This window comes from Gordonia prachuapensis, assembly GCF_036350515.1.
Classification (GTDB): Bacteria; Actinomycetota; Actinomycetes; order Mycobacteriales; family Mycobacteriaceae; genus Gordonia; species Gordonia prachuapensis.
Genome location: NZ_JAZDUE010000004.1, coordinates 15,387 through 37,129, shown reverse-complemented (window position 1 = coordinate 37,129; position 21,743 = coordinate 15,387). Strand labels below are relative to the sequence as shown.

Sequence of the window (21,743 nt, the reverse complement as noted above, 5' to 3'; positions counted from 1 at the left end):
GCGATGCCGACACAACGAGAGGTTCACGAGGTGATCGCCGCCGCGTGACGCCGTGGTCGGCATCCGTTCACCCACCACGGACAACACTGAGCGGGTGCGCATCGTGCAACTCGCCAACTTCTACGGAGCCCGCTCGGGCGGCCTCCGGACCGCGGTGGATCGGTGGGGAGCGGGCTATGTCGCCGAGGGCCACGAGGTGGTGCTCGTCGTTCCGGGAGCGCACGACGGTGCCGAGACGCTGCCGTCCGGTGTCCATCGTCTGTCCGTCCGCGCACCCCGACTGCCGTTCTCGGGCGGCTATCGGGTGGCGTCACCCGGTCGGGTCGCGGACATCCTTCGCCACCTGCGGCCGGACGCTCTCGAGGTCTCGGATCGGCTGACGCTCCGCGGCTTCGGACGCTGGGCCCGCGCCCGGGACGTGCACTCGACGATGGTCTCGCACGAGCGGCTCGACCGCCTGCTCAGCATGGCGATGCCACATCCCATGGCCCGCTCGATGGCCGACGAGGCCAACCGCCGCACCGCGCGATCGTTCGACACCGTGGTGTGCACCACCGACTTCGCCGCCGCCGAGTTCGGCCGGATCGGGGCGACCAACGTGCGGCACGCACCGTTGGGGGTGGACCTCGACGTCTTCGATCCGCGCCATGCCGACCCCGAGGTCGGGGCGCGCTTCGCCGACGACACCACCACTCTCATCACCCACTGCGGCCGGCTGTCGCCGGAGAAGCGGCCTGACCGCAGCATCGCGGCCATCGCCGAACTGCACTCGTCACGGCGACGGGTCCATCTCGTCGTCGCCGGGGACGGTCCCCGCAGACCGGCGCTGCAACGCGCCGCTCGCGGCCTACCGGTCACCTTTCTGGGCCACCTCGCCGACCGCCGGCAGGTGGCCGCGTTGTTGGCGACAACCGAGATCTCCCTGGCACCCGGGCCGCACGAGACGTTCTGCCTGTCCGCGCTGGAGTCGTTGGCGTCGGGCACCCCGGTGGTGGCGTCGCGGTCCTCGGCGGTCGCCGGCCTCGTCGATCCGACCTGCGGTGCGCTGGCGCACAACACGGCGGTCGGGTTCGCCGAGGCCATCGAGCAGGTGCTCGAACTCCCCCGCCCGGAGCGGGAATCCGCGGCGCGACGTCGCGCGGCGCTGTTCCGTTGGCCCGATTCGGTGGCGCGGATGCTGGCCATCCACGGCGGGGCGGAGGGCGAGCCGGTGTCAGTCGGCCAGCGACCGTAAGGTCGGCACCAGTCGCGCCAGCGCCGCGCCCCGGTGACTGAGCGCGTCCTTCTCCTCCGCCGGCAGCTCGGCCGACGAACGACCCTGCGCCACAGCATCATCGGGCGCGAACAACGGATCGTATCCGAAGCCGTTGGCACCTCGCGGCTCGCGCAGGATCGTGCCCCGCCACTCCCCGCGCACCACTGTTCGCTCCCCCGACGGGACCACCAGCGCGCAGGCGGACACGAACGCCGCGCCCCGCCGATCATCGGGTACATCGGAGATCTGGGCCAGCAGCAGGTCGTTGTTGGCCTGATCGTCGCCGTGGCGGCCGCTCCACCGTGCCGACAGCACCCCCGGCATTCCGTTCAGTGCGTCCACCGACAGTCCGGAATCATCTGCCAGACATGCCAATCCGGTTGCTTCCACACCGGCGACCGCCTTGATCAGAGCGTTGTCCTCGAACGTCGCGCCCGTCTCCGGCACCTCCGGGTACTCGTCCACCGCATCGAGTCCGATGACCTCGATACCGTCGATACCGGCCGCGTCGAGCACTCGCTGCAGTTCGACCAGCTTCTTGGCGTTGCGGCTGGCCACCAGCAGTTTCGGCATCAGGACCCCGTTGTCAGGACTTGGTCGGGAGCGTGCCGGGATACGGCGCGGCGAGCACCTCACGCTGCGCCTCGAAGAGCTTCTCCGTTCCGGCCATCGCGACATCGAGCAGCTTGTCGAGGGTGGCGCGCGGGAAGGTGGCGCCTTCTCCGGTGCCCTGGACCTCGACCAATGTGCCGGCATCGGTGGCGACCACGTTCATGTCGACCTCGGCACGCGCGTCCTCCTCGTAGGGAAGATCGATTCGCACCCGGCCGTCCACGACGCCCACACTCACCGCGGCGATCATGCACGACAACGGTTGTGGGTCGTTCAGCCGATCGGCGGCTTTCAGATAGGTGATGGCGTCGGCCAATGCGACGTAGGCACCGGTGATCGCGGCGGTACGGGTGCCGCCGTCGGCCTGCAGCACGTCGCAGTCGATGGCGATGGTGTTCTCGCCGAGTGCGCCGAGGTCGATGCAGGCCCGTAGCGACCGGCCGACGAGTCGGCTGATCTCGTGGGTCCGGCCACCGACCCGGCCCTTCACCGACTCCCGGCTCGAGCGCTCGTGGGTCGACGACGGCAGCATCGCATACTCTGCGGTCAGCCAGCCGAGGCCCGAGCCGCGCCGCCACGGCGGCACACCCTCGGTCACGCTGGCTGTGCACATCACGCGCGTGCCACCGAATTCGACCAGTACAGAACCCGCCGGATGGGTCGTGAAACCGCGGGTGAAGGTGATCGGTCGGAGTTCGTCGTCGGCCCTGCCGTCAGCTCGTGTCGTCACGGCACCAACTCTAACGATCGGTCACCGGCGTCGGCCGAGGCGGGAGGTCTCGATACGCGTCGGGCTCGCTGCGCTCGCACGTCGCTACTCGGGCACCGGAGATTTCACTGCTCAGGGCACCAGGTCGAAGACCTGGCCGGGACGGACGAGATTCACCGGACCGGAGAAGGTCGAGCGCGCCTCGGCGAGGATCTCCTCCGCGTCGTACCAGGGCGCCAGGTGGGTCAGGGCCAGGGAACGCACGCCCGCCTTGGTGGCGATCTGGCCCGCCTCGTACCCGGACAGGTGCAGATTGGGGGGCCGGTCGTCCGGTGCGTGCGTCCAGGTCGCCTCGCACAGGAAGATGTCGGCCGCTTCGGCGACCTCGACGACCTCGTCACACATCCCGGTGTCACCGCTGAACGCGACGACCTGACCATCGGGCCCGGTCACACGGAGTCCGAAGGTCTCCGGCGGGTGGTTGACGCGGACCGGTTTGATGGTCATCCCGCGCAGGTCGACGTCGACCCGGTCCTCCCACTCGATGGTCTGGAAGGTGTCGGAGATGTCGTCGACCTCGCCGCTGATCTCCGACGACGCCGAACCGATCCGCACCGCGGTGCCGGGCGGCCCGTACAGGCGGGCCCGCTCCTCGGCGGGGCGCGGCGCATACCGGCGCCACACCAGCATCGCGGGCAGATCCAGGCAGTGGTCGGCGTGCAGGTGGCTCAACACCACATCGACGTCGACGGGGTCCGCCCGACCCTGGAGTTCACCGAGTACCCCCGGTCCGCAGTCCATCAGGACCGGCCGTTCACCGTCGACCGAGAGCAGGTAGCCCGAGCAGGCACTACCGGGCCCGCCCACACTTCCGGAACACCCGAGGACGGTCAAACGCATACGCCCTACTGTGCCACGCGGGTCGAACCAGGACTCGCCTACGGGGTCACAACTGTCCAACGATGACCCGGTCGGGTTCAGAGGTGCTGCACCTGACCGATCGCCGGCCCGAGGAACCGGGTCGACAAACGAGCGAAGAACTCCGGATCGCCCGTTGCCCGGAACTCCCGAACGGCATCGCGGTCGGAATGGGGATGCAACAGATCGAGTTCGGTGAGCACCCGGAACAGATCCTTGGCGGTCTCCTCGGCACTCGACACCAACGTGACCTGATCGCCCATCGCCAGCTGGATGACACCGGACAGCAACGGATAATGGGTGCAGCCGAGCACGACGGTGTCGACGTCGGCCTCCTGCAACGGTTCCAGGTATCCCTGCGCGAGACCGAGGATCTGGCGCCCGCTGGTGATCCCTCGTTCCACGAAGTCGACGAACCGCGGGCAGGCGACGGCGGTGATCTCGGCGTCGCGGGCCGCCGCAAAGGAATCCTGGTATGCGCGTGAGGCGATCGTGGCCTTGGTGCCGATCACCCCGATACGACCGGACCTGGTCGCCACCACCGCGCGTCGAACCGCCGGCAGGACGACCTCGACGACCGGGATCGGCGCGTAGCGCTCACGCGCATCGCGCAGGCACGCGGCCGACGCGGTGTTGCACGCGATGACGATCGCCTTCACGCCCCGCTCGGCCAGGTCGTCGCCGATGGCCAGGGCGTGGCGCCGGATGTCGGGGATGGCGAGCGGCCCGTACGGCCCGTTGGCGGTGTCCCCGATGTAGGTGACGTCCTCGTCGGGAAGGAGGTCGATGATGGCCCGGGCCACTGTCAGACCGCCCACACCGGAGTCGAAGATCCCGATGGGGGCGTGCTCGGGCCCTATGACCGCACCCCCGGGAACTGCTGCGTGGCAACCTTCTTGGACTTGCGGCGGTCACGGTCGGCCAGGTACCAGGCGGCGATCACGCCGCCGAGGGCGCCGAAGAGATGGCCCTGCCACGACACGGTCGAATCGGTGGGCAACACACCCCACAACAGGGAGCCGTAGATGAGGAACAGCACCACACCACCGAGGATCTGCCAGATGTCGCGATTGAACAGGCCACGCAGCAGCAGGTAGGTGAGCCAGCCGAAGATGATGCCGGAGGCACCGACGGTCACCGTGTACGGCGGCGCGAACAGCCACACCCCCAGCCCCGACACGACCCATACGATCGCGGTGACGATCACGAAGCGTCGCGACATCAACAGCAGGAAACCGAGGACGAGTCCCGGGATGAGATTGGCGATCAGGTGCTGCCAGTCAGCGTGCAGGAACGGGGCCCAGAGAATGCCGTCGAGCCCGTCGATCTCTCGCGGCTCGATGCCGGCCGCGTCGAGTTGGTAGTCGGTGGCGACGTCGACTGCCTCGATGACGAACAGGAGCGCGGTGATCGCGGCCATGATGATCACCGACCGCTGCCACAGGGGGCGGGCGCCCGTGGTGCCCGATCCGGGCGGCGCGGGGTTGACGGTCATTGCTCTTCCTGTCGGTACCTGGTCTGGACACGCGTCGGACTCACAGCGCGTCGGGGTCTCGATACGCGTCGGGCTCGCTGCGCTCGCTCGTCGCTACTCGACCATCGAATATGTGGACCAGCGAGGCTTGTCGGGCCAGCGAAGCGCTGCTCACGCCCAGAGCTGGCCTTCCAACGCCTGCTCTGCCTCCTCCAGGCTACCTTCGTACGCGCCGGTGCTCAGATACTTCCACCCGGCGTCGGGGATGACCAGGCCGATGTCGGCACGCTGACCGTTTTTCATCGCCTTGCGGCCGATCCCACGCGCGGCCTGCAGGATGGCTCCGGTCGAGATGCCGGCGAAGATGCCCTCGGTGTCGATGAGTTCGCGGACCCGGGCCACCGCATCCACGCCCTGCACCGAGAACCGACGAGTGAGCACCGTGTCGTCGTAGAGTTCGGGCACGAAACCCTCGTCGATGTTGCGCAGGCCGTACACCTCGTCGCCGTAGCGGGGCTCGGCTGCGACGATCTCGATGTCGGGATTCTGTTCACGCAGGTAGCGACCGACACCCATCAGGGTTCCGGTGGTCCCGAGGCCCGCCACGAAATGGGTGATCTCGGGCAGGTCCGCGTACAGCTCGGGCCCGGTGCCCTCGTAGTGGGCGAGCATGTTGGCCTCGTTGCCGTACTGATAGAGCATCACCCACTCGGGGTGCTCGGCGGCGAGTTCCTTCGCCATCGCGACCGCGGTGTTGGACCCGCCGGCGGCGGGCGACGAAATGATCTGGGCGCCGAACATCCGCAGCAACGAGCGCCGCTCCTCGGATGTGTTCTCGGGCATGACGCAGATGAGTTGATAGCCCTTGAGTTTGGCGGCCATGGCCAGCGAGATGCCGGTGTTGCCACTCGTCGGCTCGAGGATGATCGAGCCCGGCGCCAGCAGTCCGTCCTGCTCGGCCTGTTCGATCATCCGCAGAGCGGGACGGTCCTTGATCGAGCCGGTGGGGTTGCGGTCCTCGAGCTTGGCCCACAGCCGCACGTGTGGCCCCTCGGCCGTCTCGTCCCACCGGGGCGACAACCGCCGCAGTCCGATCAGTGGGGTGTGACCGACCGACTCGATCAGGGACGTGTACCGCGCCACGGACTACTGGCCGCCGGCGACGGCAGGCAGGATCGTGACGTCGTCGCCGTCGTCGACGGATGTGTCGAGACCGCCGGAGAACCGGACGTCTTCGTCGTTGACGTACACGTTGACGAAGCGATGGAGTTTGCCGTCGGCCACCAGGCGCTCCTTGATGCCGGGGTTGCCGGACTCGAGGTTGTCGATGATCTCCGACAGCGTCGAACCGGTGGCCTCGACACGCTTCTCACCCCCCGTGTGGGTGCGCAGGATGGTCGGGATGGACACGGTTACGGCCATGGTCAGCTCCTGATCTCGATCGGCTCTTCGGTCACCACGCCATCGACGATGCGATAGCTCCGGATCTCGGCGGTGTCGGGCTCACGCGTGGACACCAAGACGTAGTGGGCATTGGGTTCGCTGGCGTACGAAATGTCGGTCCGGCTCGGGTACGCCTCGGTCGCGGTGTGCGAGTGGTAGATCACCACCGGCTCCTCGTCGCGTCGGTCCATCTCCCGCCACACCTTGAGCTGTTCGGCGGAATCGAACCGATAGAAGGTCGGCGACCTCTCGGCGTTGATCATCGCGATGAAGCGTTCCGGACGATCCGCCCCCTCGGGGCCGGAGATCACCCCGCACGCCTCGTCGGGATGGTCGGCACGTGCATGCCCGACCATGGCGTCAACCAGTTCCTGGCTGATCGTCAGCACTCCCTTTTCCTCCTGAACTCTCGGTCACCCCGGGCGACGGACCACACCGGCGATCAACGCCGATGCCCATCACGCTATTCCTCGGGGAGCGCACCGAGGCAGTCGCCCCGGCACCGCCCTAGTCCGCCACGAACGGCCACATCGTCAGCCGCTCCGCCGCCCGCTTCTCGTACGGCAGCGCGCCCAGGGCCCGGGCCCGGTTCATCGCGGCGACGACCTGGTCACGGGCGTCGGACCGTCCCAGGAGTGCACGGATGGTCCCGCGGTACAAGCCGGACGGACCGAGGCACACCAGGCCCGGCCACTGCACCAGCAACGTGTCTCCCCAGCCCTCTGTGTGTGGCTCGAGCCGCCCCGCGAACGCCTGGGCCTCGCTGCGGTACCGGGGATCGCGAGCGACCACCAGCAAGGCCTCGATGAGCAGCGGGACACGGGTCACCAGGCGGGGGCCGTGCATGCGACCGGGTTGGGCGAGGATCGTCTCGATCAGCCGCAACGCACGGCCGTGATCGCCGAGTTCGGCAGCCCCCATGGCGGCGACCAACGCGAAGTCGTCATCGATGTCCTCGATCATGCGGTCGACCTCGGGCATGGCCTCGGCGAGACGGCCCTTGTGCCACAGTTCGATCGAACGGCTGGTCAGCAACGAAGCCTCGGCGAGCAAACGCGCAGGTCCGTCTACGGCACCCAGGCCTTCGACGGCCTGACGCATCAGTTCTCGAGATCGGTCGTAGTCGCCGCGGAGTACGGCGATCATCACTCGCCACCACAGTTGCATCGCGGCCGTGTCGCTGCCCCCATCGACAGCGATACGCGCGAACTCGGCCGACAGCCTGCGCACCAGACGGAGATCACCCGACTCCAGCGCGCACACCCGGCGCAGATGCAGCGCCGTCGCGCGCGCCGGCAGGTCGGCGCCGGCCAGATCGGAGAGCTCGTCGGCGATCGTGCTCCGTTCGGCGACGGTGGCCGGATCCCAGATACAGATGAACTCGGCGAGCTTCACCTGCTGCCACGCATCGCTGCCCGGCTCGCACCGGGCGCGCGCTTCGGCGAGATGGTCGAGATCGCCGGGCATGCCGTGGACCGCTCGTTCGACGGCTTCGACGGCCTCCAGCTCCGCCACCAGGCGGTCCGGCAGTTCGTCGCGGTGCGCGAGAGCCTGTGTGCGCAGCGCAGCCGAACCCGATTGCACGACGCCGTAACCGGAGAAGTACCCGCCCACCCCGCTCTGAGAACCCAGCAGGGCCACACGACCGAGACCGACCCAATCGCCTTCGTCGGCGCAGGTGCGGCCGGCGCGATCGAACGAGGCGGCCGCGGCGTCATAGTCTCCGAGCCGTGTCTGAGCCTGACCGGCAAGGGAGTCGAATTCGATGCGCAGGTACCGCTCGGACGGTCCCGCGTGCCGCAGACCGCGTGTGCAGAATTCGATGCAATCATGGAACGCACTGTGCCGCAAAGCTGTTCGAGAGGCCGATGCGCAGGCCTCGGCGGCAGACGGGTCCAGTCGGTCCATTGCTGCCGCGCTGCGATGCGACGCGATGGCGGTGTCCGCGTCGGGCGTGGTGCTCTCGAGCGCGTCGGCGACCCGCCGATGCAGTTCTGACCGGCGTCCGGCGCCGACGCGGTCGAGGACCGCGCCACGCACCAGATCGTGCGCAAAGTCGATGAAACCGTCGGCAGTACGGACGATCTGTGCGGTGACCAGCTCACGCAACCGATCGTCGAACTGCGGCTCCGCGTCGGCGGTCATGGCGAGCCCGAGGGTGGCGCGAGAACCGATGACGGCGAGGAGGTCGGCGAGCCGGCGAGCCGGGCCGGAGACGGAGTCGAGCTTCATCCGGATGACCTCGGCCGTCGCGATTCCCGGGGTCAGGTCACCCCCTGCTCGGACGAGATCGCACAGTTGCACGGCGACGAACGGACTCCCGGCACTCTGTTCGATGATCGTCGCGCTGACCCCGGTTGCGGCAGAACCCAACTCGCCGTCGACGATCGCGGACACGTCTTTGTCGGTCAGCCCGGCAAGGTCGATCAGGTGATGTGGGCCCGCGGAGCGCAACGTCCGCAAGGCGTCATCGACATCTGGGGCGACCGGGTCGCGACGAACGGTCATCAGCATCAGTACGGGCTGTCCGCGCACCACGCGCGCGGCGGCGGCGATCATCCGCAGGGAGTCTACGTCGACCCGGTGCGCATCCTCGATGACGGCGACGACGTGGCCCGTCTCGCGGGCCAGTGTCGCCAGCAACGACGCGAGACTGCGGGGCGTGGGATTCTCCGGGACGGCCCGTCCATCGACCGCGAGCTGATCCAACCATGTCGAGACCGCTTCCAGCGCACTGTTCTTCGCCCCGGCGGGCCCGCCCGCGAACAGCGCAGGCGCCCGATGCCGCTGGAGCGCGTCCGCCACCAGGGCCGACTTTCCGATACCGGCCGCTCCGCGCACGGTGACGACGGTGAGTTCGCCTGCACTGTTGCGCCACGCCCGGTCGATCGCGACCGTGGCATCCTCGCGCCCGACGAGGCGGGTGACCGGCGCAGCCGTCGGCTCAGCCGTCACCGGGCTACGCAGTTCGGCCTCGACACGGACCGTGTCGACCGCGGGGTCCAAGCCGAGTTCGTCGCGCAGACGCCGTCGCACATCGACCAGGACGTCGAGTCCCTCCGATGTCCGGCCGCTGTCCCGGAGGGCCAAGGCGAGCAGTCGGGCTGTGCCCTCCCGCAACGGATGTCGGCCACGTGCCTCGGTGAGGATGGAGACGGCCTGCCGCGCACGGCCCAGGGTGATCAGACCTTCGGCACACATCTCGGTGAGTTCGGAGCGCAGTTCGTCGAGTCGGGCGCGCTCCGGCGCGATCTCGGTGATGTCGTCGATGTCGGCGAGCGCATCGCCACGCCAGAGCCGCAATGCGCCGACGAGGAGGGTCACCGCTCGTTCGACGTCCCCGTCCGCGGACGCCTCGCGGGCGTCGCGCGACAGCACGTCGAGCAGGTCGAGATCGGTACTGGGACCGGTGCACCTCAGGACGTATCCGCCTCCCTCGGTGTCGATCCGGATGTCCGGTACCGTCTTCAGCGCACGACGCAGGCGCAGCACATAGCCTTGCAGGGTCACCAGGGCACTGTCCGGCGGATCACCTCGCCAGAGCAGCTCACACAGATATCCCGCCGATCGAACGCTGCGCTCGGCGGCGAGGATCGCCAGAAGGTCGACGTGTCGGCGAGCGGAGGTGGGAACGAGATCGCCATCGGGTGCGCGCACTTCGAGGGATCCGAGGACCGCGATGGCCGGGTGGTGTTCGGAGGCGTCGTCCGACAAGTCGCGCACCAGCATCACACCAGCGCTCTCGCCGAGTCTTTGCTCATGACCAACACACAAGCACTCCTGCTCACCCCTACCGGCGCCGACGAGTTCGTCGCCCCCGGTGGTCCGTCTCGCGAAACTGTACTGCGGATGTGCGGCACCGCGCTGAGTATCAGCGGTGTCCTCACCCTCACCGGCGGGGTCCTGCACCCCATCGTCGACGGCGAGGCCCATTCCGTCGCGGCCCTCACCGCGCCCGGAACGCCGCTCGCCCAGGCGCTCATCGGCATCGGCACGGTGCTGGTGATCCTCGGGCTGCCGGGCATGTATGCATGGATGCGGCCCCGGATCGGCATGGCCGGCTTCATCGGCATCCTCACCTACCTGATCGCCAACATCGTCACCGGCGCCGCCCATCTGACCATCGAACTCTTCGTTGCCCACCCGCTCGCGGCGAACCCCGAGACCGCGCATCTGATCGCCGACAACGGGCACATGATCGAGTCGCGTGGCGTCGAGGTGCTCAATGTCGTCGGCGGTCTCGCGATGCTTCTCGGCATGGCACTGCTCGGCGCGAGCCTGCTCCGCAACCGCACGGTGCCGCGGTGGATCGCGATCCTCACCCTCCTGGGCATGGCCGGGTTCTTCCTGCCGATCCCGGCCGTGCAGGGGATCTCCGGGTTCGTCTACGAGGCGCCCCGCAGCATCGCGTTCGCCGCGATCGGCGTCCTGATGGTTCGCCACCCGCGTGGACTGCGGCGCTGGTTCCGGCGGGCGCAGAGCAACAAGGACACGGCCGGAGCGTGACACGCGCACCTGAACCTCCCCCGCACCGGGTCGCGCCACGCGACCCGGTGCCCGATCTCTGGCCGATGTCAGAGCCGCGATCGGAGGTCAGGGTCGGGTTGACAGCGCGGACGGCAGCACATCGCGGAACGACGGGATGCCGGCCACCGATTCCGCCGACAACACCCCGCCGACGATGGCCTGCTGCACCACCGCCGCCGCCGCACGACAGACCTCGGCGAGCACCGCCACGTCCGGGTTCATCCCCGCCGGAACCTCGGCGGTCGGCTCCGGCCGGACACCACCGGTCGACACCGCGAAGATCGTGTCGCCGTCGAGCGGTGAATGGGCGGGCACGATGGCGCGCGCCAGGCCGTCGTGGCCCGCCATCGCCACCCGGCGGGTGGCGGCCGATCCCAGGTCCGCATCGGTCGCGACGACACCGATCGTCGTGTTGAGCACCGTCTGCTTCGCCGACAGGTCCACGTATTGCGCGAGCTGATCCGCCGCTGGGGCACGCAGACCGTGGCGACCAAGGTCGTCGGCGGTGGCCGCCCACGGGAGTCCCGTCGCCGGATCGATGACCGTGCCGACCGGATTCACCACCATCAACGCGCCGACGGTGACCCCGGCGGCCGGCCCCTCCTCGAGGGTGACCGAGGCCGTACCGATACCACCCTTGAGGGCGCCGGCACGCGCACCGGCTCCCGCACCGACACTTCCGGTGCGGAAGTCGGCCGACGCCGCTTCCAGCGCCAGCCGGCCGAACTCGGCGTCGGGTCGCAGACGCCAATCCCCCACCGGCAGGTCGAAGATCACCGCACCGGGCACGATCGGCACCACGTGACCAAACTCGTCCATCGGCAAGCCCGTGCCCGCCTCCTCCAGCCCTGCCATGACGCCGTCCGCAGCCGCCAGACCGAACGCACTTCCGCCGGTCAGCACCAGAGCATGAACGGTCTGCACCGTGTTGACCGGATCCAGCAGATCGGTCTCTCGGGTTCCCGGGCCACCACCCCGGACATCGACCGCACACACCGGCGCCGGCCGGTCATCGGATCGGTCCACGCGGACGACGGTCGTTCCCGTCGCCCACCCTCGCCCTTCGACCCGACCGTCGGGATCCGCCACGGTCGCGTCGGCGTCGACCCGGTGATGATGGCCGACGACGATCCCCGCCACATCGGAGAGGCGATTTCCGGGCACCGCGACGGCCGACCGCGGCTCAGGCATCCGAGACCGTCACATCAACGCCTCGACGAGCAGTTCCTGCATCACGGTCAGCCAGTGGTAGACGTCGAGATGGGCGGCATGGGGATGTTCCGGCGGGAGCTGATCGGGAGTGTCCTCGGAGATGCCGAGCATCGCTCCCAACGCCAGCCGCACGTCGTTCAACGCGGTCAACCACTCCATCGCCTGCGCCTCGGTGAGCGCGAGTTCGCCGCCACCGCGCGGGAGGGTGTCCAACACGACCTGGGCGGCGGCCATCTTCGCGGAGATGATGTGCGGCTCGTGCACGCTCCGCAACGCGCGGTTGACCTCGCCGTTCACCATCTCGGCAGTCGGCGCCCGATCCTGGTCGGGCCGGTGGAAGTCGGGCAACAAACGGCCCAGGGTCACGTCCGAGGGAGCCTCCGAGTGGCCCGTCCGGATGCCGGTGACCTCGGAGAGCTCATCGGTGGGTGCGGTCGATTCCCGTTCGAGGAGCAACTCCTGCATCGAGGTGACCATCGATGACAGCAGTTCCACCTCGTGGGGATCGAGCTGCGAACAGATACGCAGCGACGAGCCCCGGCCCTTGCGTTTCCAGGTACGCACGTGGTTGTCGTCCCCGCTCAGCTGTCTCGCTGCATCGTCGCCCAGAGACCGGCGGCGTGCAGCTTGCGGACGTCGCCCTCCACCTTGTCACGCTCGCCCGCCGAGACGACGGCCCTGCCCTCGGTGTGCACCTGCATCATGAGCTGGTTGGCATGGGACTCGGAGTAGCCGAAGACCTTCTGGAAAACGAAGGTGACGTATCGCATCAGGTTGACCGGATCGTCCCAGACGATCGTCACCCAGGGCCTGTCGAGTGCCTCGGCATTTTCGGCAAGCCCGGGTTCCACGACCGTGGTGCCGCCGGAATCGCCGTCGTCGGGCCGCGCACTGCAAATTCTCCCGTCGCTTCGCTCGCCCCTGTGGAATCTCCCGTCGCTTCGCTCGCCCGGGACGGTAGCCTCGTGCGCACTAGTCTCGTCAGGCGCCATAGGACATAGGGTAAGCGATTGTGACCATCGAGAACACCGCCCTGCTGACCGATCAGTACGAGCTGACCATGGTCTCCGCCGCACTGCGTCACCCGATGGCGCACCGGCCGTGCGTGTTCGAGGTGTTCGCACGCCGGTTGCCGGATGGTCGGCGGTACGGCGTCGTCGCCGGCACCGGGCGGATCCTCGACGAGTTGTCCCGCTTCCATTTCGGTGAGGACGAATTGGCCGTGGTGAGCCGATTCCTCGACGACGAGACCGTCGCGTGGCTACGCGACTACCGGTTCTCCGGTGACATCGACGGATATCGCGAAGGAGAGCTCTACTTCCCGGGCTCCCCGATCCTCACCGTCCGGGCGAGTTTCGCCGAAGGGGTCCTGCTCGAAACCCTTGTTCTCTCGATCCTCAATCACGACAGTGCTGTCGCCTCGGCCGCCGCGCGGATGGTCAGCGCCGCCGCGGGTCGGCCGATCATCGAGATGGGGTCGCGGCGAACCCACGAACGCGCCGCGGTGGCCAGCGCCCGTTCCGCCTATATCGCCGGACTCGCGGCGACCTCGAACCTCGAGGCTGCCCGCACCTACGGCGTGCCGAGCGCCGGCACCGCGGCCCACGCCTTCACCCTCGGCTTCTCGGGCCCGCAGGGCCCCTACGAGAAAGCCGCCTTCGCCGCCCAGATCGAGGCCCTGGGGATCGGCACCACCCTGCTCGTGGACACCTACGACATCTCCCAGGGAGTCCGCAACGCGATCGAGGTCGCCGGCCCCGACCTCGGCGGGGTGCGGATCGATTCCGGGGATCTCGGTGTGCTGGCACGGCAGGTGCGCGAACAGCTCGATTCACTCGGTGCGCGAGACACCAAGATCGTCGTCTCGGGCGACCTCGACGAGTACGCGATCGCATCGCTGCGCGCCGAACCCGTCGACACCTACGGCGTCGGGACGTCGCTGGTGACCGGGAGCGGCGCCCCGACCGCCGGGATGATCTACAAACTCGTCGAGGTCGACGGCCTGCCCGTTGCGAAGCGATCCAGCCACAAGGAGTCCAAGGGTGGCGCGAAGACCGCGGCACGCCTGGCCCGACCATCGGGCACCATTGTGGAAGAAGTGCTCTACCGACCCACCGACGGACCACCGTCGGCCAATGGATTCTCGTTGCGCCCGTTACAGATTCCCCTCATCCGTGACGGTGATCCGGTTGCGGACCTCCCCACGCTCGCCGACGCCCGCGACCATCTCGCGGATGCACTGATCAGCCTCCCGTGGGAAGGTTTGGGCCTGTCCCACGGAGATCCCGCGGTGCCCACCCGATACGTCCTCGGCTAGCGCCATTCGTCGAAACTTGGAAGGACCACAGCCAGTCATGTCAGACCAGGCCCCGAAGGATCACGCCCTGATCGTCGTCGACGTCCAGAACGATTTCTGCGAAGGCGGCGCACTCGGCGTCAACGGCGGTGCGGCGGTCGCCCGCGCGGTCAACCAGCTCTTCGGCGACTACCGCACCATCGTCGCCACACGCGACTATCACATCGACCCGGGCGACCACTTCTCTGACAAGCCCGACTATGTCGACTCGTGGCCACCCCACTGTCGCGTCGGAACCGAAGGAGTTGCGTTCCATCCGGACCTCGATTCCTCGGCCGCACACGAACAGTTCCTCAAAGGTCACTACAGCGCGGCATACTCCGGATTCGAGGGAGCCGCCGAGGATGGCACCGGCCTCGCCGACTGGCTTCGCGATCGCGGCATCCGTCACGTCGACATCGTCGGCATCGCCACCGATCACTGCGTGCGCGCCACCGCGCTCGACGCGGTACGCGAAGGATTCGACACCCGGGTGCTGTTGAACTTCACCGCGGCGGTGTCGTCGACCACGTCCACGAAAGCTCTCGGCGCGATGCGCGAAGCCGGGGTCGAACTCGACGGCGACCTGATCTACGACGGTTCGTCGCACACCGGGTGACGATCAGCCGATGACCCCCAGCCCATCGGTGGTCTCGCTGCTCGACGCCGCGGTCACCTCTCTCGGCGGCGCCCGTCGGGACGGCCAGGTTCGCATGGCCTCAGCCGTGGCCCACGCCATCGACACCGGCGAGCACCTCGCCGTTCAGGCCGGTACCGGCACCGGCAAATCGTTGGCCTACCTGGTGCCGGCCATCCGTCATGCCGTTGACTCCGGCCGGACGGTCGTGGTGTCGACGGCCACGATCGCCCTTCAGCGACAGCTCATCGAACGCGACCTGCCCCGGGTCGCGGCCGCACTCGCCGGTCCACTCGGCCGGGAACCGCAGTTCGCGATCCTCAAAGGCCGCGGGAACTACCTGTGCCTGAACAAGATTCACAGCGGGACCGCCGAGGAACCGGCGAGCGAACTGTTCGATGCGTTCGAGTTGTCCCGGACCGGACGTGAGGTGACGCGGCTGCGCGAATGGTCGTCGGACACCGAGACCGGTGACCGCGACGACCTGTCGCCCGGTGTCAGCGACCGCTCCTGGCGTCAGGTCAGCGTGTCGGCCCGCGAGTGCCTCGGCGCCGCGAACTGCAGCTATGCCGACGACTGTTTCGCCGAACGGGCCCGGCGGGCGGCCGGGCAGGTCGACGTCGTCGTCACCAACCACGCACTGCTCGCCATCGACGCCATGAGCCCGGCGACCATCCTGCCCGAACACGACGTGGTGGTGGTCGACGAGGCCCACGAACTCGTCGACCGGATCACATCGGTGTCCACCGCCGAGCTGTCCGGCGCCGCGATCACCCTGGTGGCCCGGCGCTGCGGCAAACTGATCGACGACGAGACGACCGATTCGTTGCTGGGCGCCGCAGAGGACCTCGACGGACTGCTCACCGAGATGCCGGCTCGGGAATGGACCCGCCTGCCGTCCGGCGCCCCCGAGTCGCTGGCGAGTCTGCGCGATCGGTTGTGGTTGGCGCGCAACGAGATCGGTCCGGCCCGCAACGGCACCGACGACTCTGCGGCGGCACGATCGGCGGCACTGACGGCGCTCGAGGACACCCACGACACCGTCGTGCGACTGCTCGGCGCCTTCGATCACCCCGACGAGTCGAAGCGTCGTGACGTCGTGTGGGTCGCACACGACAAGGTGGGCAACGACACGCGAGCACTGCTGCGCATCGCACCGTTGTCGGTGGGTGGTTTGCTGCGGGCCTCGCTGTTCGCGGACGCGACGGTCATCCTGACCTCGGCCACCCTCACGATCGGGGGCAACTTCGACGCGCTGGCCGCGACGTGGGGGCTGCCCGCTGCCGGCCGCCGCGACACCGACGGCGCCGATCCCGCCACCCGGGATCGGGTCGCCGATGCCGTCGCACACCCGGCCATCGACAGGACGGCGTCTGGCCGCACACCCCCGTCGGACACCGCGCCACCCCGGTGGTCGGGACTCGACGCCGGCTCCCCGTTCGACTATCCGAGATCGGCGATCCTCTACGTCGCCCGGCACCTGCCGCGTCCGGGCCGCGACGCGATCGCCGAGCAGACCCTGGACGAACTCGCCGGCCTCGTCGAGGCTGCCGACGGACGCACCCTCGGACTGTTCTCGTCGATGCGCGCCGCACGTGAGGCCGCCGAGGCGATCGGTGCTCGGTGCGCCCAGCCCGTGCTGTGCCAGGGCGACGACACGACGGCGTCGCTGGTCCGGCGTTTCGCGGAGGACCCGCGGACCTGCCTGTTCGGCACGTTGTCGCTGTGGCAGGGCGTCGACGTCCCCGGGCCGTCATGCAGCCTCGTCGTGATCGACCGCATCCCGTTTCCCCGCCCGGACGACCCGCTGCTCACCGCACGTCAGCGTGCCGTCGAGGCCCGCGGCGGCAACGGTTTCCTCACCGTCGCCGCCAATCATGCGGCGCTGCTGCTCGCACAAGGCGCAGGTAGGCTGCTCCGCTCCACCGACGACCGGGGTGTCGTCGCAGTTCTGGACTCCCGGCTCGCCACCGCCGGATACGGTGGGTATCTGCTCGCTTCGTTACCACCGTTCTGGCGAACGACCGATGGTGATCTGGTCCGTTCTGCGTTGGGCAGACTGGCCGCGATCCCCTACGGTTGAGGAAGGCAGGGATGCCGGCGCCACCGTGCACCGGGAACATGCGTCATGTCAGGGTCGCAGGTTGTACGAGAGGAGGCCGCCGGTGATCGGGCGGATGGGGATCGACGATATCGCGCCTCTGGTGGCCGCCGGGCAGTTGCCGGCGAAAGCCGTTGTCGGTGAGCTGATCCCGATATCGACAACGGCCTGGCGGGAGGGTCACGACGCGATCGGTGTGACCCTGCATGTCGACGGCCCCGGTCAACGCAGCATGGATGTCCGGATGGAGCCGGCGAGCGAACCCGACATCTTCAACGCCGCCTTCGTCCCCGACGCGGTCGGGTACTGGGTGTTCCGCATCGAGGCGTGGAGCGACCCGTACGCCACCTGGCGCTCAGCCGTGTTGAAGAAGGTCGATGCCGGTCAGGGCGCCGGAGACCTCGCCAACGATCTCGAGGTGGGCGCGCAGGTCCTCACCGCCGCGCGCGACGTCGTGCCGATCGACGCCCAGGAGATCGTCGACGACGCGATCGACCAACTACGCGCCCGGCGCCGGCGGGTGGAGAACCGCATCAACCTCGCGGTATCCGAGGAGGTGGCCGAGCTGCTGACGGTCCACCCGGTGCGCGAGCTGGTGACGAAGTCACGCTCCTACCGGGTATGGGTCGATCGACGTCGCGCGTTGTTCGGCTCCTGGTACGAACTCTTCCCCCGGTCCACCGGCGGCTGGGACCACGAGGGCAATCCGGTGCACGGTACGTTCCTCACCGCGGTCGACGACCTCCCGCGCATCGCCGGGATGGGCTTCGACATCGTCTATCTCCCGCCGATCCATCCCATCGGCAAGGTGAACCGCAAGGGCCGCAACAACACGCTGGTCGCCGGTCCCGACGACGTGGGTTCCCCATGGGCGATTGGCTCCGACGAGGGCGGACACGACGCGATTCATCCCGAGCTCGGGAGCCGCGAGGACTTCGGGTACTTCATCGCCCGCGCAGCCGAACTCGGACTCGAGGTCGCGCTCGATCTCGCGCTGCAGTGCGCGCCGGATCACCCGTGGGCGCGTGAGCATCCGGAATGGTTCACGACCCAGCCCGACGGCACGATCGCGTACGCGGAGAATCCGCCCAAGAAGTACCAGGACATCTACCCGCTGAACTTCGACAACGACCGCAACGGCCTGTATCGGGCGGTTCTGAAGATGGTGCTCGGCTGGGTCGGACTGGGTGTCAAGATCTTCCGCGTCGACAACCCGCACACCAAGCCCCCGAACTTCTGGGAATGGCTGATCAACGAGGTGAAGAAGCGCGACCCGGACGTGCTCTTCCTCGCCGAGGCGTTCACCCGGCCGGCCCGTCTGTACGGACTGGCGCGCATCGGATTCACGCAGTCCTACACCTACTTCACGTGGAAGACCGAGAAGTGGGAGCTCGAACAGTTCGGGCGTGAGATCGCCGACCACGCCGACGAGGCTCGACCGAACCTGTTCGTCAACACCCCCGACATCCTGCATGCCAGCCTGCAGCACGGCGGTCCCGGAATGTTCGCGCTGCGAGCGGCATTGGCGGCGACGCTGGCACCGACATGGGGGGTGTACAGCGGTTACGAACTCTACGAGCACGTCGCGGTGGCCGAGGGCAGCGAGGAGTACCTGCACTCGGAGAAGTACGAACTGCGACCGCGCGATCACAAGGCCGCGACCAGCCGCGGCGAGTCACTGGAACCGTGGATCACCAGCCTGAACGACATCCGGCGACGTCATCCGGCGTTGCAGCAGTTGCGCCACATCACTTTTCACCACATCGACAACCCGTCGCTGATCGCATACTCCAAGTTCGACCCGGTGTCCGGGGACCGGGTGATCGTGGTGATCAATCTGAACCCGTTCGGCACCGAGGTGTCCACGGTCTGGTTGGACATGCCGGCGCTCGGCTTCGAGTGGCAGGATCGGTTCACCGTCCGCGACGAGGTGTCTGGACAGGAGTTCCATTGGGGCCAGGCCAATTACATCCAGCTGGAACCGTGGCACGCGGTCGCGCACATCTTGGCGCTGCCGCCGCTCGATCCCGCTGCCGCCCGCCGACTCGCCTACCGGATGCAGTGAGGTAGATCGTGACCACGAGGAGCAGTACCCCCCGACCGGAGCCGTCCGCCTCAGATCACGATCTGCGCCGACTGTTCAGCCTGACCCATCCCGACCCGCACGCCTTTCTCGGCGCCCACGATGCACCCGGCGACTGGACCATCCTGCGCACCCTGCGCCCCGACGCGGTGTCGGTGGTCGCCGTCATCGGTGGTGTCGACCACCCGATGACGCGGCAGAGTGACGACCTGTGGGTCGTTGCGGTGCCCTACGCCGACCTGATCGACTACCGGCTCCGGGTTGCATATCCCGCCGCCGGCGGCGGCACCGAGGAGTACGTCGTCGCCGACGGGTATCGGTTCCTGCCCAGCCTGGGCGAGCTAGACGTCCACCTGTTCTCCGAGGGCCGGCACGAATCGTTGTGGGACATCCTCGGTGCGCGGATCGTCTCGTACACCACTCCCGACGGCGAGGTCCGCGGCACCGCGTTCTCGGTGTGGGCGCCGAACGCCCACGGCGTGGTCGTCGTCGGCGATTTCGACAACTGGTCCGGACGCCAGGCGCCGATGCGCATGATCGGCAGCAGCGGCGTCTGGGAGGTGTTCATCCCCGACATCGGGGCCGGCATGCGCTACAAGTTCCGTGTTCACGGCGCCGACGGTGTCGTCCGGGACAAGGCGGACCCGATGGCCCGGCGGACGCTGCCCCCGCCGTCGACGGTCTCGGTGGTCACCGAGTCGTCGTACACCTGGTCCGACGACGAGTGGATCGCCCGCCGGGAGGCCACCGACGTCGTCGGCGAACCGATGAGCATCTACGAGGTGCACATCGCATCGTGGCGTGCGGGTCTGTCCTACCGCGAACTCGCCGGCGAACTCGGTGATTACCTGGTGGAGAAGGGCTTCACACACGTGGAGTTCCTGCCGGTCGCCGAGCATCCGTTCGGCGGCTCCTGGGGCTATCAGGTCACCTCCTACTATGCCCCGACCGCGCGCTTCGGATCCCCCGACGAGCTGCGGTACCTCATCGACCACCTGCACTCGCTGGGCATCGGCGTCATCGTCGACTGGGTCCCGGCGCACTTCCCGAAGGACGACTGGGCGTTGGCCCGGTTCGACGGGACTCCGCTGTACGAAGACGGCGACCCGATGCGGGGTGAACAACTCGACTGGGGCACATACGTTTTCAACTTCGGTCGTCGTGAGGTGCGCAACTTCCTCGTCGCGAACGCGTTGTACTGGTTCGACCAGTTCCACATCGACGGCCTGCGTGTGGACGCGGTCGCCTCGATGCTCTACCTGGATTATTCACGCCCGGAGGGACAGTGGCGCCCGAACATCTACGGCGGCCGGGAGAACCTGGAGGCGGTGCAGTTCCTGCAGGAGACCAATGCCACTGTGCACAAACACTTTCCGGGTGTTGTCACCGTCGCCGAGGAATCCACCGCATGGCCGGGCGTGACCCAGATGACCAACCTCGGCGGGCTCGGATTCACGTTCAAATGGAACATGGGCTGGATGCACGACACGCTCGGATACCTCGGGCGCGATCAGGTGCACCGGAGCTTCCATCACCACGAGATCACCTTCTCGCTCATGTATGCGTGGAGCGAGAACTTCGTCCTACCGATCTCCCACGACGAGGTGGTGCACGGCAAGGGCACGCTGTGGAGCCGCATGCCCGGCGACTCCTTCACCAAGGCCGCCGGGGTCCGGGTGCTGCTGGCATACATGTGGGCACATCCCGGCAAGCAGCTGCTGTTCATGGGCCAGGAGTTCGGTCAGACCGGCGAATGGGCCGACAACCGAAGCCTCGATTGGTTCCAGACCGAGGGATGGGAGGGTGAACTGCACTCGGGCATCTCGGCACTCATCACCGATCTCAACCGCGTCTACCGCGCGAGTCCGGCGCTCTACAGTCAGGACGCCACGCCCGACGGCTACGAATGGATCGACGCCAACGACACCGCGAACAACGTCATCAGTTTCCTGCGCTTCGGACGCGACGGATCGATGATGGCCTGCCTGTTCAACTTCTCGGGTAGCCAGCGCGCCGATTACCAGATCGGTCTGCCGAGGGCAGGTACCTGGAGCGAGGTCCTGAACACCGACTCGACGGCCTACAGCGGCAGCGGAATCGGCAATCTCGGCAGCGTCGTCGCCGACGGTCCGGGCTGGCATGGTCGAGAGACCTCGGCACGGGTCACCCTGCCACCCAACTCCGCGATCTTCCTCGCGCCGGAGGCCACTCCCGAACCCTGAGGAGGCCGTCCCACCCCCGGTCCCTGAGGAGGGCCGGAGCCTGCGGAGGCCCGTCACGAAGGGCCTCGCAACCAAACCCCTCAGCTCGGGATGCCCAGTCAACGCGAAATAGCGCCCAGTCAACGCGAAATGGCGCCCAGTCGAGCGAAAGTGGCACCCAGTCGACGGGAAGTGGCACCCAGTCGACGGAAAGTGGCGCCCAGTCGACGTTCGAC

The 21,743-nt window shown here is 68.2% G+C and carries 19 protein-coding genes; 7 read left to right on the top strand and 12 right to left on the bottom strand.

What is annotated here, in order from left to right; translation table 11 throughout:
• Nucleotides 1–94: 94 nt before the first annotated feature.
• On the top strand, nucleotides 95–1,234 hold the full coding sequence (locus V1Y59_RS05860; RefSeq protein ID WP_330503908.1) for a glycosyltransferase: 1,140 nt from the start codon (nucleotides 95–97) through the stop codon (nucleotides 1,232–1,234).
• Here the strand turns inward: V1Y59_RS05860 and rdgB are convergent.
• From rdgB to V1Y59_RS05815, 9 genes are all read right to left on the bottom strand, one after another.
• The gene (gene rdgB, locus V1Y59_RS05855) at nucleotides 1,214–1,828 is read right to left on the bottom strand and encodes an RdgB/HAM1 family non-canonical purine NTP pyrophosphatase (protein ID WP_330503907.1); all 615 of its coding nucleotides are present in this window, start codon (nucleotides 1,826–1,828) and stop codon (nucleotides 1,214–1,216) included. The two genes, V1Y59_RS05860 and rdgB, sit on opposite strands and share 21 nt — an antisense overlap.
• Nucleotides 1,829–1,841: 13 nt before the next feature.
• Nucleotides 1,842–2,597 (bottom strand): ribonuclease PH, encoded by a 756-nt coding sequence (gene rph / locus V1Y59_RS05850; protein ID WP_330503906.1) that lies wholly within the window; start codon nucleotides 2,595–2,597, stop codon nucleotides 1,842–1,844.
• A 111-nt stretch (nucleotides 2,598–2,708) separates the two neighbouring features.
• On the bottom strand, nucleotides 2,709–3,476 hold the full coding sequence (locus V1Y59_RS05845) for a cyclic nucleotide-degrading phosphodiesterase (protein ID WP_330503904.1): 768 nt from the start codon (nucleotides 3,474–3,476) through the stop codon (nucleotides 2,709–2,711).
• 77 nt (nucleotides 3,477–3,553) lie between these two features.
• Nucleotides 3,554–4,354, bottom strand: coding sequence for a glutamate racemase (murI, locus tag V1Y59_RS05840; RefSeq protein WP_330504115.1), 801 nt, complete (start codon nucleotides 4,352–4,354; stop codon nucleotides 3,554–3,556).
• Complete coding sequence (locus tag V1Y59_RS05835; protein ID WP_330503903.1) at nucleotides 4,351–4,989, bottom strand: rhomboid family intramembrane serine protease; 639 nt, start codon at nucleotides 4,987–4,989, stop codon at nucleotides 4,351–4,353. Before V1Y59_RS05835 ends, murI begins: the two co-directional genes overlap by 4 nt.
• 150 nt (nucleotides 4,990–5,139) lie before the next feature.
• Nucleotides 5,140–6,111, bottom strand: a complete 972-nt coding sequence (locus V1Y59_RS05830) for a PLP-dependent cysteine synthase family protein (protein WP_330503902.1) — start codon at nucleotides 6,109–6,111, stop codon at nucleotides 5,140–5,142.
• A gap of 3 nt (nucleotides 6,112–6,114) precedes the next feature.
• Nucleotides 6,115–6,390 carry a MoaD/ThiS family protein gene (locus tag V1Y59_RS05825; protein ID WP_330432440.1) on the bottom strand — a complete coding sequence of 92 codons (276 nt, stop codon included), beginning with the start codon at nucleotides 6,388–6,390 and terminating at the stop codon, nucleotides 6,115–6,117.
• Between the two features lie 2 nt (nucleotides 6,391–6,392).
• Nucleotides 6,393–6,800: a M67 family metallopeptidase gene (locus tag V1Y59_RS05820; RefSeq protein ID WP_330503901.1), complete on the bottom strand. Its 408-nt coding sequence runs from the start codon at nucleotides 6,798–6,800 to the stop codon at nucleotides 6,393–6,395.
• Between the two features lie 118 nt (nucleotides 6,801–6,918).
• Nucleotides 6,919–10,134 carry an ATP-binding protein gene (locus V1Y59_RS05815; protein ID WP_330503900.1) on the bottom strand — a complete coding sequence of 1,072 codons (3,216 nt, stop codon included), beginning with the start codon at nucleotides 10,132–10,134 and terminating at the stop codon, nucleotides 6,919–6,921.
• A gap of 36 nt (nucleotides 10,135–10,170) precedes the next feature.
• On the opposite strand from V1Y59_RS05815, the gene V1Y59_RS05810 reads away from it, so the two are divergent.
• Entirely contained in the window at nucleotides 10,171–10,917 is a 747-nt protein-coding gene (locus V1Y59_RS05810) for a hypothetical protein (protein WP_330503899.1), read from the top strand.
• Between the two features lie 87 nt (nucleotides 10,918–11,004).
• On the opposite strand, the gene V1Y59_RS05805 is transcribed toward V1Y59_RS05810, so the two are convergent.
• From V1Y59_RS05805 to clpS, 3 genes are read right to left on the bottom strand one after another with little or no spacing between them, the layout of a single operon-like run.
• Nucleotides 11,005–12,129, bottom strand: coding sequence for a P1 family peptidase (locus tag V1Y59_RS05805; RefSeq protein WP_330503898.1), 1,125 nt, complete (start codon nucleotides 12,127–12,129; stop codon nucleotides 11,005–11,007).
• A 9-nt stretch (nucleotides 12,130–12,138) separates the two neighbouring features.
• On the bottom strand, nucleotides 12,139–12,714 hold the full coding sequence (gene aosR / locus V1Y59_RS05800) for an oxidative stress transcriptional regulator AosR (protein ID WP_330503897.1): 576 nt from the start codon (nucleotides 12,712–12,714) through the stop codon (nucleotides 12,139–12,141).
• A 17-nt stretch (nucleotides 12,715–12,731) separates the two neighbouring features.
• Nucleotides 12,732–13,142 (bottom strand): ATP-dependent Clp protease adapter ClpS, encoded by a 411-nt coding sequence (gene clpS / locus V1Y59_RS05795; RefSeq protein WP_330503896.1) that lies wholly within the window; start codon nucleotides 13,140–13,142, stop codon nucleotides 12,732–12,734.
• Between the two features lie 20 nt (nucleotides 13,143–13,162).
• On the opposite strand from clpS, the gene V1Y59_RS05790 reads away from it, so the two are divergent.
• From V1Y59_RS05790 to glgB, 5 genes are all read left to right on the top strand, one after another.
• Nucleotides 13,163–14,467: a nicotinate phosphoribosyltransferase gene (locus tag V1Y59_RS05790; RefSeq protein WP_330503895.1), complete on the top strand. Its 1,305-nt coding sequence runs from the start codon at nucleotides 13,163–13,165 to the stop codon at nucleotides 14,465–14,467.
• Nucleotides 14,468–14,504: 37 nt separating this feature from the next.
• A complete protein-coding gene (locus V1Y59_RS05785) occupies nucleotides 14,505–15,104 on the top strand; it encodes an isochorismatase family protein (protein ID WP_330503894.1) in 600 nt (199 codons plus the stop codon).
• 10 nt (nucleotides 15,105–15,114) lie between these two features.
• Nucleotides 15,115–17,205, top strand: a complete 2,091-nt coding sequence (locus V1Y59_RS05780) for an ATP-dependent DNA helicase (RefSeq protein ID WP_330503893.1) — start codon at nucleotides 15,115–15,117, stop codon at nucleotides 17,203–17,205.
• 82 nt (nucleotides 17,206–17,287) lie between these two features.
• Entirely contained in the window at nucleotides 17,288–19,288 is a 2,001-nt protein-coding gene (locus V1Y59_RS05775; protein ID WP_330503892.1) for a maltotransferase domain-containing protein, read from the top strand.
• A gap of 8 nt (nucleotides 19,289–19,296) precedes the next feature.
• Nucleotides 19,297–21,528, top strand: coding sequence for a 1,4-alpha-glucan branching protein GlgB (gene glgB, locus V1Y59_RS05770; RefSeq protein WP_330503891.1), 2,232 nt, complete (start codon nucleotides 19,297–19,299; stop codon nucleotides 21,526–21,528).
• The last annotated feature ends 215 nt before the right edge of the window (nucleotides 21,529–21,743 follow it).